Below are 16,077 nucleotides of genomic sequence, written 5' to 3'. Positions count from 1 at the left end.
CGAACAAGCTTGACAGCGCGGAAGGAGGATCGTCCTGAGTTTCCCTCCGCGGCGCTTGTCGATGGAAACCGCAGGCCAGTGATCCGGGATGGAGCGTCTCGAGCCGCCGCCCGGAACCTCGGCTCCGCACCGATGGCAACCGCACTTCCTGCCGATGGTCGGGCCATGGCCGTCTTCCCCCGAGATCTGCCGCTCAACGTCTCGTGGCCCTGACCCACCAGCCGTCACCGGTCGTCGGTCCCCGGGTCGTCACTGTGTCTGGTGGCGGTACAGCCTTCCGTGATTGCGCCACCAGAGCACCTTCCCGTCGGGTCCGCGCACAAAGTCGGAGCGGGTGCCGATCGGTCTGCCCTCGGCGTCGAGGTCGAGGGCGAAGTCCTGCTGGTAGAAGGCGGCTCCCAGCTCTGTCGTCCGGTCCTGGACCGAGTCCTCCTCCTCGGAGGCGGCTTCGTCCTGGTCGGCCGGGCCGTGGGCCGTCTGGGTACCGTGCAGCCGCCCGTCGTGCCGGGTCAGTTCGGTGACGACGTCCTCCATGGCGCCCTCGTCGTTGATCCGCTGGGCCATGTAACGGCCCTCGTAGGGAGCGAGTTCCTGGCCGCGCAAGGTCATGGCGGTGGCCGGCAGGTTGGTCACACCGGCGTACCGGCTGAGAGCCCAGTCGTCGGTGAACAGCTCGTCCCTGAGCCGCGTGCCGCCTTCCGAGTTGGTCAGCAGCGTCAGTGCGAAGTCGCGGCTGGGAACCATCATGAAGCCTGAGATCTGGCCCGGCCAGGTCCCGCCGTGCTGCACGATCCGGCTCCCCTGGGCGGTCGGGCGCAGCATCCAGGTGACTCCCATGCCGTCGAGCTCCACGACCAGCGTGCCGCCGGGCCCGGGTGTGGAGCGCATCTGACGCAGCGATTGCCGGCTCAGCACGGGTGTGCCGTCGGGGGCCGTACCGTCTCCGAGGTGGAAGCGGGCCCAGCTCAGCTGGTCGCGCACGCTGGAGATCAGACCGCCGGTCGGTGCGAGGCTGCGTGGCTGGGGCCAGAAGGACGGTTCCAGCACGGCTTCGCCGTCGACGACGTTGTGCGACGCCGCGACGGTGAAGCCCACGATCTCGTCGCTGGAGAAGCGGGTGTGGTCGAGGCCGAGCGGATCGATGACCAGTTCACGCACGGCCGTCTCGTAGGTCTTGCCCGTCACCCCCTCGATGATCCGGCCGGCCACACACAGTGCCGCGTTGTTGTAGGCGAACACCTTTCCCGGATCGGTCAGTTGAGGAAGGCGCGCCATGGACGCCACGAAGCGGGCCAGCGCGTCGTCGCCGGGACCGAAGTCCTGGTAGTCGTCGCCGAGCCATCCGGCGCTGTGGTTGAGCAGCTGGCGCACGGTGACCTGGGCCGAGGCGAACGGGTCGGCCACGGCGAAGTCGGGGAGGTAGCGGCGTACCGGGGCGTCCAGCTCGACCTCGCCCCGTTCGACCAGCCGCATCAGCGTCGTACCGGTGAAGGTCTTGGTGGTCGACCCGATCCGGAAGACGGTGTCACCGTCGACCGGAACCGGATGGTCGACATTGGTGACGCCGTAACCCTTGACGTACTCCTGGCCGTCCAGAAGCACACCCACAGCCGCGCCGGGAATCGCGTACGTCCGCATGGCCTCCTCGATCTTGGCGTCGAGGGCGCTGAACAGATGGTCCCCGGTGCCGCCCGTGTCACCCCCCTGGGGAGCGGATCGCGGGGCTCCGGCCGCCGGCGTTCCCAGCGGGACGGTCGCGCAGCCGGCGGCGGCCGCGGCGCTCAGAAAGCCGCGGCGGGACCACCGCGGGCCCCCTGTGCGTCCGGGCGATGCAGCGGAGCGCGGAGTGCCGGAGCCGACCGGCAGCAGGTCCTCATCCATCGGTGTCGGCTCCCTCGCTGTCGACGGCGAGCGGCGGCGGTTCCACGGTGTTCACGCAGTGGGTGTCGGGGTGCTCGGGGTCGTCGAAGAAGGAGGTGATCACCTTCGACCCGCACGGCGTGTCGTACGCGCCGTGGGCGACACCGGCCAGCGTCACCACCGTGGAGCGGGAGAGCGTCCGGGCCGCGTAGCGTCCCCACTGCGCCCCCGTCTGCGCGTCGAAGCTCCCGGAGACGGCAAGCGTGGGAATGCTGCTCCGAGTGACCTCACGCACGGAGTCGGGTGCCTTCGGGACGTTCCATGCCTGACACGCCTGGCGCAGGAACGGCAGCTGGGGCGCCTGGGCCAGGACCGAGCGGGGGAGCTCGGGGAAGGCCTGCCGGCCCTTGGCGAGCTGCTCCTGGGGGGTCTCGAACGGAACCCACTCACTGCACCACACGCTCAGCGAGAACCCGTGGGCGAACTTCCCCTGCGAGCCCGGAAGCCAGGCGGACGCCCATTGCCGGGCGATGCGCTCGGGGTGACCGTGGGCCAGCTCGTCCACGCCCACCGCGAAGGTCTCGGGAGCGTGGCTGGCACGCACCATCCAGTTCAGCAGTGCTCCGCCGTCGAGGACCACCTTCACCCGTCCGACCTGGGGCACCGTCACGTACGTGGTGACCGGGTGAGCCTCCAGCTGACGCACCATGCGCAGATAGGTGGCGCCGATGTCCGGGTGGCGCTGCCGGCAGGAGGGCTGCGCCGCGCAGGCGCTCACGATGTTGTCGAACGATTCCCTCATGCTGCTCCACGTCCACCCGGGCGTCGCCACGGACGGTGGTACGACGCCGTCGATCGTCACCGAGCGGATGCCTTCGGGGAACATGCGCAGGTAGACCAGCGCCAGTTGCGTGCCGTAGGAATGAGACAGGACGTTCCACTCCCGGATTCCCAGGGCCCTGCGCAGATCCGCCACGTCGGCGGCGTTCTCGCCGGTGTTGTAGGCGGCCAGGTCGATTCCCTGGGCCGTCAGCCGGTCACGGCACCGGGCCGCCGCCCGGGCGTAACGGTCTCCGGTGGACGGCGCGTCGTAACGGAGACGGACGCGCTCGCCGTAGAACCGGTCGATCTCCGGGCACGTCAGCGGCCGCTCGGACGAGTAGGTCCCGCGCTGCGACAGGACGATCAGATCACGGTCGCGGTTCAGCCCCGCCTCGGTCAGTCCCGCGATGTCGGCCAGGCCGTCCGCACCGGGCCCGCCGGTGAAGAACACGATCGGATCGGCGTGCGGCCTCGGGGACGAGGAGCGGACGCGCGCAACGGCCAGGCGAAGCGTGCGCGACGACGGGCGGGCCCGGTTCTCCGGAACGACGAGGAAGCCGCAGCGGGTGTCCTTCAGCTCTCCGTACGTGGTCGGGCAGGAAGCGGGCACGAACCGCGAGGTCGGCAGCGTCCGCGCCGCAGAGGGCTGGGGCAGGGCGAGCACGGTGCCCGGAAAGATCCAGTGGCCCCGGTCGCTGGAGGAGTGTCCGTGCCGCAGGGCCTCGCGCTCGATGGTCCGCCGGTTGAGATCGTAGACGCGGCCCCACCCCGTGGCGTCCCCGAGGGCTTGCTGGGCCATGCCCCACAACGTGTCGCCGGAGGCGACGGTGCGCAGGTCGGCCTTCGCCTCTGCGGGCCCCGCCTCACCGGCAGGTCGTCCCGGCGACAGGCCGGACTGCGGCCGGCTCACCCGAAGGGGGACGTCCTTTCCCGCTGCCGGTTTCTGGCGGATCGCGACCGGGCCGGGCGCGCCGTGGGCCGGAACCGCGCTGAGTATCGTCAAACCGGCCAGGAACGTGGCGGCTGCGGCGACAGTGCCGCGATTGCGTATGGACATGTCGTCCTTCCAAGGCGGTGCCGGTGGGCACACGGGGAGACCGCTCGGCTCGTCACACGGGGTCGGGGTCGTCAGACGCCATACTGCAAAGCCGATTCGTGCCCTGCACCGCAGCAGGCCCAAAGGGGTCATGCACGCCGCCGTCGGTACGCGCGGGAGAACCACGGCAGTCGACCGAAGGGGGCCGGGCGATGGCCCGTACGTCCCTTCCGTGATTCTTGTGCCTGTCCGAGTGGAACGGCTGGTTCGTGGTGACGCGGTTGAGGGGCAGGAGCGTGCCGTCCAGGATCGGACGCGCCGTCGTCGACGCGGTTCGCACGGCGCCGGTCAGGGCGGGGGCGAGAGCGACCAGGAGCTCCACCCCCTCGGTGACGTGGCGGAGGGCTGGGCCGGACGGTCGACGCCCGGCGGCGCCATCGGCATCCCGGACTCCTGACGGCGGAGGACCGTGCGGCCCTGCGGGGCATCGTCTACGTGCCGCGCACGAACGTGGGTCGGAGAGACGTGCCGGCCGGGCGGACCGGCTGCAGCGGGGCGACGGCCTGGCGGCGGCTGCGGGACCGGACCGGGGCGGACCTCCACCTCGGCCCGCCCCGACTCGCCTGCGGCGTCATCTGCTTGCGACGCCTACGCACCTCATCACCCCGGCTCCTGTTCGAGCGGGGCGAAGGGGAAATCCGAGGACGCCCGCACCTCGCCGTCCGCGGCGACGGTGAGGAGGGCGTACCCCGGCAGGGCGGTGATCCACCGATGGGCCTCGCGAGCCCCCAGTACCACCGCCGCCGTCGCGTAGACGTCGGCCCACAGCAGTTCCGGGCCCGTCACGGTCGCCCCCAGCAGCCCGGTCGCCGGGATCCGGGTGCGCGGGTCGATGACGTGCGCGCCGCGCTCGGTCGTGCCCGAGGTGGCGACCGCGAGGTCCCGGCCCGCCACCACCGCCAGCAGCCGCCCCGGCGCCCGGGGGTCGGCGATCCCGATGCGCCAGGCGCCCGCGGGCCCCGGTGCGCCGCCGACCCGCACGTCGCCGCCCGCGTTCACGCACGCGTCGGTGGCGCCCGCCTCCCACAGCACCCGCCAGGCCCGTTCGGCGGCCCAGCCCTTCACCAGACCGCACGGATCGGGCCGGCCGTCCGCCCAGGCGTCGAAGGCACCCCGGGTACGGCCGTGCGCGAGGTCGCACAGCTCCAGCACGCGCCGTACGGCGGGGGTGGTGTCCGCCCGGCCCGTCTCGCCCCGCCGCAATCGGCTCACGGCGCTGTCCGGCAGGAACGGGGAGAACTCCCGGTCGACCTCGTGCAGCAGCGCCACGGCCTTGCCCAGCGCGGTCCGCAGCTCCGGCGTCCGCCGGTGGCGGAGGGCGAAGGAGACCACGGTGCCCATCACCGGTTCGGCATGCCGCCAGGAGGCCGTCCCCGCCGCGGCCCGGTCATCCACGGGCCTGGTCCAGAGCGCTTTGCAGGGACCGGATGTAGCCCTCGCTCGTGTAGGTGGCACCCGATACCGTGTCGATGTGCGCGCTCTGCGCGGTCAGGGCTTCGCCGGTGAGCGTCGGCACCGCGTAGCCGGCGATCTCCCGGTCGCGTTCGTTCTCCGACGGGGTCCGGACCGCGGTGACGTCGGTCAGCCGGCCGTCGGTGATCGTGACCCGTACCTGCACCGGTCCGTACCGGGTGTCGACGACGTCCCCCGTGTACGTGCCGGACGCCGAGGCCCCCGCCGTCGTGCCGACGGAACCGGGCTGTGTCGGCGCGGCACCCGCCGAGGCGACGGCCGGCTGGTGCGGTTTCAGGGCCAGCAGGGAGCAGACTCCGGCCACGGTGACCGCGGTGGAGAGCAGAAGACGGCGCATGGGGCCTCCTCGGGGCCGGTGATCAGGGGAGTGTTGCGGGTCGATCCGGCGGGTTCACCACGCGAACGACTCGTGGTGGATCCGGTGGGCGGGCACCCCCGCCTCGCGCAGCGCCGTCTCTGCCGCCGCGGTCCAGCCGGGCGGCCCGCACAGGAAGCAGGCGCGCCCCGCCACGTCCGGGACGAGGCCGCGCAACGTGACGGCGTCCAGCGGCAGGTGGTAACCCGCCGGGTGGCTCACGGAGTAGTGGGCGCGTGCGCCTCGGTGGGCCGCGATCGCGTCGATCTCGTGGCGGAGCACCAGGTCCTCGGGCCGTCGCGCCCAGTGGATCAGCACCGGGTCCTTCGGCAGCGTCTCGAACAGCACCCGCAGGGGGGTGATGCCCACCCCGGCCGCGAGCAGCAGCGCGGGCCGCCCCGCCGCTCGGTCCGGGGTGAGGGCTCCGTACGGGCCCTCGGCCCAGACCCGGGTGCCGGAGCGGACCGTGGCGAGTGCCGAGCTGTGGCCGCCCAGCGCCTTCACGGTGATGCGCAGGCCGCGTCCGTCGGGGACGGCGGACACCGAGTACGGCGACGCGGTCCACCACAGCCCCGGCGCCAGGAACCGCCAGCGGAAGAACTGCCCGGGTCGGACGGTGAGCTCGTCCATGCGCTCGCCGACGACCAGCACCGACACCACGTCCGGGGCTTCCCGCCGGACGCCCGCGACCCGCAGTGCGTGCCGCCGCGAAAGCCGCAGCGGCGCGAGCATCCGGAACCAGACGATCAGCGCCGCGGCCCCCACGTACAGCACGTACCAGCCGGCCCGCACGGCCGGCCGGTCGAAGTCCGCGCCGTTCGCGATCTGGTGTCCGAAGGCGAGGAAGACCGCCGCGTACGTGAGGAGGTGCAGGTAGTACCAGGTCTCGTGGCTCAACCGGCGGCGCGCGGCACGTGCCGAGACCACCGCGGTGAGCAGCAGGAGCAGCAGCGCCGCCGTGGCCTTGAGCATGTCCGGGTAGTGCAGGACCACCCGGGCTCCCTCGGTGACCGGATCCGTCCGGCCGGTGAGCGCGTAGCCTTCGACGATCAGCACCGTGTGGGCCAGTGTCAGCCCGATGGTGGAGCGACCCGCCGCCGCGTGCCAGCGCGTCATCCGGTCGGTGCCCACCGTGCGGTCCAGGAACGGCACCCGTGCCATGAGGACGACCAGCACCGCGCAGGCGTATCCCGCGAGCAGACCGGTGATCCGGCCCGCGCCGGTGAACCAGCCCGCAGGACCCACCACCGAGGCGGTGTCCACCCACCACAGGGCGAGCACCGCCGCGGCCCCGGCCCAGATCGCCGCCTGGACCGAGAGCGCCGCGACGGCCGCGGACCCGGCGGCGGCGCGACCGGCACGACGCCGGCCACCCGGCCGCACCGCCCGTGCGACTTCCGTGCTCATGCGCTTCCTCGCCTTCGGGCCCGTGGCCCGGCAGGGCGCCGGGGCCTCGTCCACTGTGGTCCGTGATCCTGTGAGAAGCCTCTGAACCGGACCCCGTACGGAGCGGTCCGCCGGCCCCGGACCGGTGCCGGGCCGGGCGGGGCACGGGCGGGCGGCGAGGATCCGTTCAGAGGAAACTCAGAGGTGGAACGGATCTCCGGCCCCGCGCCGTCCGGCATCCTGGAAGGACCATGAACCCATCGCCGCGTACCGAGGTGCGCCGCCCCGACGGCACCCGGCCCAGGGTGCTGGTCGTCGACGACGAGCAGGACCTCACCGAGGTGCTGGCCGCAGCCCTGCGCACCGAGGGCTGGGAGGTGCGCACCGCGGGAACGGCCGCCGAGGCGACCGCGGTCGCCGAGGACTTCGGGCCGGACGCGGTGGTCCTCGACTGGATGCTGCCGGACCACGACGGCCCGCACGTGCTGGCCCGGCTGCGCGCGGCCCGTCCCGCCCTGTGCGTCCTCTTCCTCACCGCGCGCGACGCCGTCGAGGACCGGATCGCCGGGATCACGGCCGGCGCCGACGACTACGTCACCAAGCCGTTCAGCCTCGAAGAGGTACTGGCCCGGCTCCGGGGGCTGCTGCGCAGGGCCGGGCTCGCGGAGGCCACACAGGGCGGTGGGCCCCGTCTGGTCCTCGCCGACCTCGTCATGGACGAGGAGGGCCACGAGGTCGCCCGCGGCGGCGTCCCCGTCGACCTCTCCCGCACCGAGTTCGAGTTGCTGCGCTACCTCCTGCGCAACCCGCACCGCGTGCTGTCCAAACGGCAGATCCTGGACCACGTATGGCGGTACGACTTCGGCGGCCGCGCCCATGTCGTCGAGCTCTACATCAGCTACCTCCGCAAGAAGATCGACGCCGGTCGCCCGCCGCTCATCCACACCGTGCGCGGTGTCGGCTACGTGCTGCGCCCCGAGCGCCGATGACCCCGCGGCGCCCGGCACGTGCCCGTGGGCGGCGCTTCCGCCCCCGCCTGCCGCACTCCCTTCGCGCCCGGCTGACCACCGGGCTCGTCGTGCTCCTCGCCCTCGCCTGCGCCGTCGTCGGCGTGGTCACCGTACTCGCCCTGCGCAGCTTCCTGGTCAACCGTCTCGACCAGCAGATCGTCGCGAGCGGCGGCCGGTTCGCCGTCAGCCTCGAACACGAGGACCGGCCCGACGCCGACGGCCGGGGCGACACCCGGGGACAGGCGGACGGGACGCTCGGGGCCCGGCTGCTGCGGGGCCGGATCGCACAGGCCGCCGTGGTACGCGGCGCCGGCGACGTCAGGGTGCCGTTGACCGCCGACGACGCGCGGGCGCTCGCCGCCGTGCCCGCGGACGCCCGGCCCCGCACCCTGCGCCTCGCGTCCCTCGGGACGTACCGCGTCGCCGCCTGGAGCGGGGACGACGGCGACGTCCTGCTGTCGGGACTGTCCCTGCACCCCGTCGAGGAGACGGTGGAGCGGCTCGCGGCCGTGGAGGCGGTCGTGTTCGCGATCGTCCTCACCGCGGCCGGGGTGACCACCGCGGCCTGGACCCGGCTCTCCCTGCGTCCCCTCGAACGCCTGGCCGCGACCGCCGACGAGGTGACCCGGCTTCCGCTCGCCGCGGGGCAGGTCGCCATGCCGCCACCGCTGCCCGGCACCCGGCCGGACACCGAGGCGGGCCGACTCACCGGCGCGTTCAACCGGATGCTCGGCCATGTCGGTGACGCCCTGGACCGCCGCCACGTCGTCGAGGAACGGCTGCGCACCTTCGCCGCCGACGCCGGACACGAGCTGCGCACCCCCGTCGCCACGGTGCGGGCCCGCGCCGAACTCGCCCTGCGCCATCACGGGGACACTCTGCCCGACGAGGTCCGGCACGCGCTCGAACGCATCGACGCCGAGTCCCGCCGCATGGGCCTCCTGGTGGACGAACTGCTGCTGCTGGCCCGGCTGGACGCGGGACGCAGCCTGCGCCGGGACGCCGTGGACCTGACCCGGGTGGTTCTCGACACCGTGGCGGACGCGACCGCCCGGCACCCCGGGCACCGGTGGGAGCTGGACCTTCCCGAGGAGCCCGTCCACGTCACCGGCGACGGCGACCGCCTCCACCAGGTCCTCGGCAACCTGCTCGCGAACGCCGGCGGGCACACCCCGCCCGGTACCCGAGTCACCGTCGGCCTCGCCGCCGACGCGGAGGGGGTGACCCTCACCGTCACGGACGACGGCCCCGGCATTCCGGCCGAGTTGCTGCCCGGTGTCTTCCACCGGTTCACCCGGGGCGACTCCTCGCGCTCCCGGGCGAGCGGCTCGACCGGGCTGGGCCTTGCCATCGTGGACGCCGTGACCCGTGCCCACGACGGCCGGGCGACGGTCACCAGCCGCCCCGGCCACACATGCTTCACCCTGAGGCTGCCGACGCGGCGCGACGACGACGGCGCCTCCGGTGGTGACAGCGGCGAAGCCCGGACGTCCTGACCCGTGGCCTGGTGGAACCGAGCCGCTCGTCATTCGGTGACGCGGACCGCGAGGGCCGGGCGGATGGCGGCCGCGCGCCGGGCCGGCCCGATCGTGGCCAGGAGCGAGGCGACGAAGGTGGCCGCGGCCAGGCCGCAGATGCTGGTCCACTCGACCGGGAATCCTCCTTCGAGGCCCTCGAACGCGGCGCTGTTGCTGTACATGAGCCAGGTGGTCAGCACACCGAGCAGCGAACCGAGCACGATTCCCTCCACGGCGACGAAGGTGCTCTCCCACAGGAAGGACCGTCGGACGGTCCGCGCCCGGAATCCGAGGGCCCGCAGGATGCCGATGGTGCGTCGGCGTTCGCGTACGGCTCGGACCATGACGACGCCGAGGCCGGTGATGCCCACGCCGAGGCCCAGGACGAGGAAGCCCTGCATGAGGCGGAAGAAGGCGGTGCTGGAGTCGAACTGGCGGCGGATGTCCGACTCGATGGGCGTGGCGACCAGGCTGGACGAGAGCTGCTCGCCCTGCAGCCGGGTCGCCAGCGCGTCGGGAGAGGTGCCGGGGCTGGTCCTCACCAATGCGGAGGCGTTCTGGGCCTGGGTGCCGAACAGTTCGCGCGTCGCCCGCTCGCCCATCACGACGGGGTAGGTGGTCGAACTGGCGCCGGTGCCGGGGTAGAAGACCCTCCCGTTGCTGAGCACGCCGGCGATGGTCTTCTGCTCGCTGCGGCCCGTCCGGGGGTCCGTCAGGCTGAGGGTGTCCCCGGGGTCGTAGGAGTCGCCCGCCGGGCCGCCGGTGCTGCCGAAGAAGCCGTCGAGAACGACGTAGCGGGGGTCGGAGGCGAGGGCCCGCCACACCGCGGGGTCGTCGGCCAGGCCGGGCAGCCGCTCCCGGAACGTGATGCCGGTGATCGCCCCGTCGGGCACGCCGACGACGGCGGTGTCCAGCGGCCGGGGGCTGCGGCCACCCGGATCGGTGGCCCGCCCGGTGGCGTTGAGCAGGGGCGTGACGGCGGAGACGCCGGCGGCCGACGGGCCGCCGCGCAGATCGGAGACGAGCCGATCGCCCGCGACCTCGGGGTTGTAGTCGAGCCGCAGGGAGTAGCCGGCGGTGGCGTCGGCGACGACGCCGTCGACGCCGGCGCGGAGGATGCCCGAGATCTCCGTCAGGAGCACGAGGACGAACACGATCAGGGTGTACATCACCAGCGTCGCGCCGGTCCTGAATCTCTTGGCCAAGGGGTACGCGACCGCGAGCCGCGCCGCGAGGCCGCCTTCCGTCGGGCGCTGGAGGAGCCGGCGTACGGGGCGGAGCAGCGTCTTCTGGTTGTCGCTGACGAGCACCACGGCGGAGAAGGCGGCCAGGGCGCCCTGGATGACGTACACGGACATCGACGGCGTGTCGAAGATCCGGGGGCGTATGACGGGCGCGAGGAGCGTCCAGATGAGCACGGATCCGGCGACCAGGGTGGTGACCGTGTGCCGGGGAAGGACGCGCAGCAGCGCCGGAACGGCGAAGACGAGGGCGAGCGCCGGCATGAGGTACGTCGCGTCGGGCTGGCTGCGCGCCACGGCCGGGACGGCCACGAACGCGCACAGGACGGCCAGGGTGCTGGAGACCGCGAGCAGTCGGCGGCGCGGGCCCTGCCCGGGCGTCGCGGGGAGGTCGCGGATCGCGGCGATGATGTTGAACCTGCTGATGCGGACGCTGGTCGCGAGGATCGCGGCGAAGGCGATGAGCAGGCCCATGGCCAGTCCGTTGAGGACGCTGGTGGGCGTGACCGCGAACGCGATGCGGATGCTGCTTCCGCCGACCGACCAGCCCTGGAAGATCTGCGCCGCCACCACGGCGACGCCCCAGCCGACGGCGACCCCGACGGCCGCGCCCGGCAGCGCGGACAGCAACGCGTACGTCGCCCCTTCGAGGGTGAAGGACCCGACGAGGCGCGAGCGCTTCATCCCGACGGCCCGCACCATCCCCATCTGGGACTTCCGCTCCTCGCCGAGCATCACGAAGATGTTCACCAGGAGCAGCGCGCCCGCGATGATGCTGAAGCTGCCGATCATGAGGAACAGGGCTCCGAGGGAGTCCCCGGCCTGTTTCGCGTCCCGCAGGACGGTGTGCTTCGGCGTGTCGACCGCCGCCTGCTCCGCGAGCGGCCCCAGGGCCTGCCGGATGTCGGCCGTCACCCGGTCGGTCAGGGCGTCGCCGCCCTCGACGCCTCCGCGGTTGGACACGAAGGTGACCGAGCGCGGCTCCGTTCCGGCGGCCCGGGCGGCGGAGTCCAGGGCCTTCGGCGGCAGGAACACATCGCGGTTCAGCCTGCCGCCCAGGCCCACACCGGCCAGGCCCCGCTCCGGCACCACGCGGTCCACGCGGTAGGAGCGCGGTGCCCCGAACAGGTACACCGTGACCGGATCCCCGGCTCCCACGCCCAGGGACCGGGCCAGCGGTTCGTTGACCACGACCCGGCCGGGCTTCGGGTCCGGTCCGCCGAGACCGGAGTCACCCCCCGCCGCGCCGAAGCGCGACGCCTCGGCGAAGTTCACCTCCCAGGCCAGGACGCGCGGCTCGGCGGCCGTGCGGTCACCGGCACCGCTGACGGCCGACGCCTGCGTGGCCCGGGCGTTCAGAACTCCGTCGACGTCCGGATCGTCGGCCAGGGCGGCCAGCCGTCCGGTGACGGCGCGCCCGGTCGGTCCGGGGGGTGCGACGACGCGCTCGTCCACCGGTCCCAGAGTGCGGTACGCCTCCTGCCGCACGGAGAAGTTCAAGGTGTCGCCGACGACCAGGGCCCCGATGACGATGGCCGTTCCGAGCATCGACCCGCCGATCACCAGCGCGGCCTCGGTGCGCCGCCGGGCGACCTGCCGGAAGGCCAGCCGTCGTGACACCGGCTGCCGGACGGCCACCAGCGCCAGGGCCGCCAGGGCGAGCGCGAGGGCGATGAGCAGCGGGACGAGGAGGTTCGGGTACATGGTCAGCCCAGGGGGAGGTCACGGATCGCCACCGGGGTGGTGACGGCCTGGTGGACGTCCTCGACCAGTCGCCCGTCGCGCATCCGGATCAGCCGGGGGACGCGTGCGCCGATGGCGCTGTCATGAGTGACCAGGACGATCGTCTGGCCCTCGTCCTGGTTGAGCTCGCACAGCAGGTCCATGACCTGGTCGGCCATCGCGCTGTCGAGGTTGCCCGTCGGTTCGTCCGCCCAGACGACGGCCGGCCGGCCGGCGAGGGCGCGGGCGATGGTCACCCGCTGCTGCTCACCACCGGACATCTCGCTCGGCCGGTGCTCGACCCGGTGCCCCAGGCCGACGCGGTCGAGCATGTCCAGGGCCCTGCGCCGTGCCTCGCGCGGGCGGGTGCCCACGAGCAGCAGGGGGAGTTCCACGTTCTCCACGGCCGAGAAGACCGGAATGAGGTTGAACGCCTGGAAGACGAAGCCCATCGTGCGGGCCCGGTGCTCCGTGCGCGCCGCGTCCGACATCGCGAACAGGTCGTGGCCGTCGACCTCCACCCGGCCGCCGTCGATGCCGTCGAGCCCGGAGAGGCAGTTCAGCAAGGTGGTCTTTCCGGACCCGGACGGCCCCATGACGCCCACGAGCTCCCCGTGGCGCACCGCGAGGTTCAGGTCGTCCAGGGCGACGACCGCCACGGACCCGGTCCGGTAGACCTTGCGGACACCGGTGGCGACGAGGAGGGGCTGGTCGCTGTTCATGTCTCCCATACGAGACCCGGGAACGACCGACGGCTACGGCCACTCAGGCCCCGCCGGTGGGCCGAACGGCCCCACACGGAATCAGGGGGCCGGGCCGGCGTCCGGCCGACGGGCCTGCGCGCCTCGGTGGTGCGGGTGACGTCGGGACCTGCCGTGACCGTCCGGTCCCGGGCCGGGGGCCGGTCGGCCCTGTACGGGGCCGTCCTGCGCCGGGCACGGTGGACGTGACGGGCACGGGCGGCGTGCGGGAGTGTCCGGCTCCTGGCGGCCCGCCCTCGGGAGTGTGAGTGGCGATGATGTTCTGGTACGGCAACGGCATGAACGGATGGGGCTGGTTCGCCATGTCGGCCGGGACGGTGCTGTTCTGGGGGCTCCTCATCACCGGCGCGGTGATGCTCTTCCGCTCGCTGGACCGCGCTGCGGAACGGCCTCGGCGCTCCGGTCCGACCGCGTCGGCCGAGCAGATCCTGGGCGAGCGGCTGGCGCGTGGTGAGATCGACGAGGAGGAGTACCGCCGACGTCTGTCAGCCCTGCGTGACGCGGAATCGGGAAGCCCGTGACCGGCCGGGACGCGGGCGCGGGCGTGCCCGGCGACCGGGGAGCGTGACCGATGTGACCGAGCGGGCGACCGGGGAGCGTGACCGATGTGACCGAGCGGGCGACCGGGGAGCGTGACCGACGTGACCGAGCGGGCGACCGGGGAGCCGGGCCGACGCCCCGACGTGCTCCCCCGAGCCGACCGCTCGACGCGGAGGGCGCGGGGGCCGTCGCCGGCCGCGCCGGAGCGGCTGCCGCCGAAGGGCCCGGGGCGCGGGCGTCGCACGCCGACGCCGTGACCTCGTGTCCGGGGTACAGGGCCACGGCGTCCGACGGTCGGTCGGCTCCGAGGTCAGTCGTGGGGCACGAGGGCGACCGGCGAGCGACTGTGGTGCAGCACCGCGTGGGCCACGCTGCCGATGTGCGTGCCCAGCGCCGACCCCCGGGCGTGACGGCCGACGACCACGAGCGCCGTGTCCTCGGCGGCGTGCACCAACTCCTGGCCGGCCGAGCCGAGCGCCACACGCCCGGTCACCGCCAGGTCGGGGAACTTCGCCCGCCAGGGTTCGAGGAGGTCGTCGAGCGATCGCTGGATCTCGGGGGCGACGGCGGGCCGGACGTCCGGGACCATGGAAGGGCCGAGCGTCCCGTAGACAGGAAGCCGCTGCGCGTAGACGACCTGCACCGGGGCGAGACGCCGTGCCGCCTCCTCGAAGGCGAATCCCAGGACCGTGTCCACGGGTTGCCGCAGGTCCACGCCGACCACGACGGGCCCCCGGGAAGCCGATGCGCCGAGGGCCCGTACGAGGACGACGGGCCGGTCGACGAGGCCGGCGACCGTCATCCCGACCGAGCCGACGAGGTATCCGGCCGTGCCGCCCAGGGCGCGCGAGCCGAGGACGAGCAGGTCGCCCTCCTCGGCCGCGGCGACCAGGCTCGCCACGGGCTCCGACGGCAACAGCCTGGTGGTCACCGACAGGTCCGGGTGGCGTTCGCGCAGCCCGGCCGCCGTGCGGGCGAGCAGATCCTCCGCCCACGGCTCGTCGGGCTCCCGTGCCGCGAACGGCAGCAGGGCCTCCGGCGACATCTCCTTCACGTGCACCAGGCGCACTCCGGTGCCGCGCAGCACCGCCTCCTCCGCCGCCCACTGCGCGGCGGCGTCCGCCTGGTCCGTGCCGTCCAGGCCGACCACGACGCCCTGTGTCATGATCGCCCACCTCCTTCTTCGGTGTCGTCGATGTCGTAGGTGAGACGGGTCGAGGAGACCGAGACCACTCCGTCGACCATCGCGCACATGCGCTCGACCGCCGGGATCATCCCGCGGAACCGCAGCTTCCCGGTGAGGTCGACCCGCCCGTCCCGCACGTCGACCGTGAGCGAGGCCGGGTCGAGACGCAGAGTGCCACCGAGCACGTCCTCGACGATCTCCCGGCGGATGTCGTCGTCCCGGCGCAGGAAGATGCCCAGCAGGTCACGGCGGCTCACGATGCCCACCAGCCGGTCCTCGTCGTCGACGACGACGAGCCGCTTGATCCCCTGGACCTCCATCAGCCGTGCCGCCTCCGCCACGGTCCAGTCGGGGCGGGCGCACACGGCGGGCGCGGACATCAGCTCCTCCGCGCGCGTCCCCTCGGCCTTCGCGCGCTCCCACGCCTCGAGCCCCGGCACGCACGGCACGTCTCCCGGAGCGGCGGCCCGGTCGGCCGTCTTCCGCATCAGATCGCCCTCCGACACGACTCCGACCACCCGGTTCTCCCCGTCGACCACCGGCAGCGCGGTGACCCGGTGCCGCGACAGCACCTGGACGATCTCCTTGAACGGTGCGTCGCCGTGGACGCTCACCACCTCACGGGTCATCAGCTTGTCGATCCTCCGGTGCCGCATCGTCCTCTCCTTCCCCGCGTGAACGTGTCGCCAGGAGCACGTGGCCCACGCGCTGTCGTCGTCGGGACTGACCGGCGCCATCCGCAGGGCGCTCATCGCGGTGGCTCCACGCCGAGCGCCAGGTCGTCGTAGGCGTACTCGATCGATCGGCTTGAACGGGGTCGGTGGGGTGGCGGTGACCACGTCGTGGGTCATCACCTCGAAAACCGTACGGTGCTGCATGACGGTCCTCCTCCGCAGGACGCGGCGGCCCTCGTGGACCTCATCCTGCTGCGCGGAGCCGCCCCTCGGGCAGTGCCGAACGGTCCCCTTCCGGGACGGTCGGCCCTCTGGCCGGCGGCCGACCGGGACGCGTGGTGGAAAACGGGAGCGCCGGAAGCGGCTTCGGGCCACGCACCGCGCGATCAGGATCCGGGAGAAGCGCACGGGCCTCTCCTCCCGTGCTGCCGCGC

At 73.3% G+C, this 16,077-nt stretch carries 13 protein-coding genes; 4 read left to right on the top strand and 9 right to left on the bottom strand.

Annotation, left to right across the window (positions count from 1 at the left end; translation table 11 throughout):
- Positions 1 to 249 precede the first annotated feature (249 nt).
- Positions 250 to 1,881 (bottom strand): serine hydrolase domain-containing protein, encoded by a 1,632-nt coding sequence (locus IE180_RS18140; RefSeq protein ID WP_190157920.1) that lies wholly within the window; start codon positions 1,879 to 1,881, stop codon positions 250 to 252.
- On the bottom strand, positions 1,874 to 3,481 hold the full coding sequence (locus IE180_RS18135) for an alpha/beta fold hydrolase (protein WP_190157919.1): 1,608 nt from the start codon (positions 3,479 to 3,481) through the stop codon (positions 1,874 to 1,876). Before IE180_RS18135 ends, IE180_RS18140 begins: the two co-directional genes overlap by 8 nt.
- A 478-nt stretch (positions 3,482 to 3,959) precedes the next feature.
- On the opposite strand from IE180_RS18135, the gene IE180_RS18130 reads away from it, so the two are divergent.
- On the top strand, positions 3,960 to 4,175 hold the full coding sequence (locus IE180_RS18130) for a hypothetical protein (RefSeq protein WP_190157918.1): 216 nt from the start codon (positions 3,960 to 3,962) through the stop codon (positions 4,173 to 4,175).
- Between the two features lie 203 nt (positions 4,176 to 4,378).
- Here IE180_RS18130 and IE180_RS18125 read toward each other — a convergent pair whose 3' ends face one another.
- The 3 genes from IE180_RS18125 to IE180_RS18115 are packed head-to-tail and all read right to left on the bottom strand — an operon-like array spanning position 4,379 to position 7,013.
- Positions 4,379 to 5,173, bottom strand: a complete 795-nt coding sequence (locus tag IE180_RS18125) for an FAD:protein FMN transferase (RefSeq protein ID WP_229860568.1) — start codon at positions 5,171 to 5,173, stop codon at positions 4,379 to 4,381.
- Complete coding sequence (locus IE180_RS18120) at positions 5,166 to 5,588, bottom strand: FMN-binding protein (RefSeq protein ID WP_190157917.1); 423 nt, start codon at positions 5,586 to 5,588, stop codon at positions 5,166 to 5,168. The genes IE180_RS18125 and IE180_RS18120 overlap by 8 nt, the downstream gene beginning before the upstream one ends.
- A gap of 54 nt (positions 5,589 to 5,642) precedes the next feature.
- A complete protein-coding gene (locus IE180_RS18115) occupies positions 5,643 to 7,013 on the bottom strand; it encodes a ferredoxin reductase family protein (RefSeq protein ID WP_190157916.1) in 1,371 nt (456 codons plus the stop codon).
- A 230-nt stretch (positions 7,014 to 7,243) separates the two neighbouring features.
- On the opposite strand from IE180_RS18115, the gene IE180_RS18110 reads away from it, so the two are divergent.
- Both IE180_RS18110 and IE180_RS18105 read left to right on the top strand, forming a co-directional pair.
- A complete protein-coding gene (locus tag IE180_RS18110; protein WP_308434412.1) occupies positions 7,244 to 7,981 on the top strand; it encodes a response regulator transcription factor in 738 nt (245 codons plus the stop codon).
- A complete protein-coding gene (locus tag IE180_RS18105) occupies positions 7,978 to 9,498 on the top strand; it encodes a sensor histidine kinase (protein WP_190157915.1) in 1,521 nt (506 codons plus the stop codon). Before IE180_RS18110 ends, IE180_RS18105 begins: the two co-directional genes overlap by 4 nt.
- A gap of 29 nt (positions 9,499 to 9,527) precedes the next feature.
- On the opposite strand, the gene IE180_RS18100 is transcribed toward IE180_RS18105, so the two are convergent.
- Complete coding sequence (locus IE180_RS18100; RefSeq protein ID WP_190157914.1) at positions 9,528 to 12,464, bottom strand: FtsX-like permease family protein; 2,937 nt, start codon at positions 12,462 to 12,464, stop codon at positions 9,528 to 9,530.
- A 2-nt stretch (positions 12,465 to 12,466) separates the two neighbouring features.
- On the bottom strand, positions 12,467 to 13,204 hold the full coding sequence (locus tag IE180_RS18095; RefSeq protein WP_190157913.1) for an ABC transporter ATP-binding protein: 738 nt from the start codon (positions 13,202 to 13,204) through the stop codon (positions 12,467 to 12,469).
- Positions 13,205 to 13,497: 293 nt separating this feature from the next.
- Here IE180_RS18095 and IE180_RS18090 point away from each other — a divergent pair, with 293 nt between their 5' ends.
- The gene (locus IE180_RS18090; protein WP_190157989.1) at positions 13,498 to 13,764 is read left to right on the top strand and encodes an SHOCT domain-containing protein; all 267 of its coding nucleotides are present in this window, start codon (positions 13,498 to 13,500) and stop codon (positions 13,762 to 13,764) included.
- A gap of 329 nt (positions 13,765 to 14,093) precedes the next feature.
- On the opposite strand, the gene IE180_RS18085 is transcribed toward IE180_RS18090, so the two are convergent.
- Together IE180_RS18085 and IE180_RS18080 are read right to left on the bottom strand one after the other, a co-directional pair.
- Positions 14,094 to 14,948: a universal stress protein gene (locus IE180_RS18085; protein WP_190157912.1), complete on the bottom strand. Its 855-nt coding sequence runs from the start codon at positions 14,946 to 14,948 to the stop codon at positions 14,094 to 14,096.
- On the bottom strand, positions 14,945 to 15,625 hold the full coding sequence (locus IE180_RS18080) for a CBS domain-containing protein (RefSeq protein ID WP_190157911.1): 681 nt from the start codon (positions 15,623 to 15,625) through the stop codon (positions 14,945 to 14,947). The genes IE180_RS18085 and IE180_RS18080 overlap by 4 nt, the downstream gene beginning before the upstream one ends.
- Positions 15,626 to 16,077: the final 452 nt, after the last annotated feature.

It is taken from the genome of Streptomyces litmocidini, from assembly GCF_014649755.1.
In the GTDB taxonomy this organism is placed as follows: domain Bacteria; phylum Actinomycetota; class Actinomycetes; order Streptomycetales; family Streptomycetaceae; genus Streptomyces; species Streptomyces litmocidini.
This window is presented reverse-complemented; position numbering and strand designations above follow the sequence as displayed.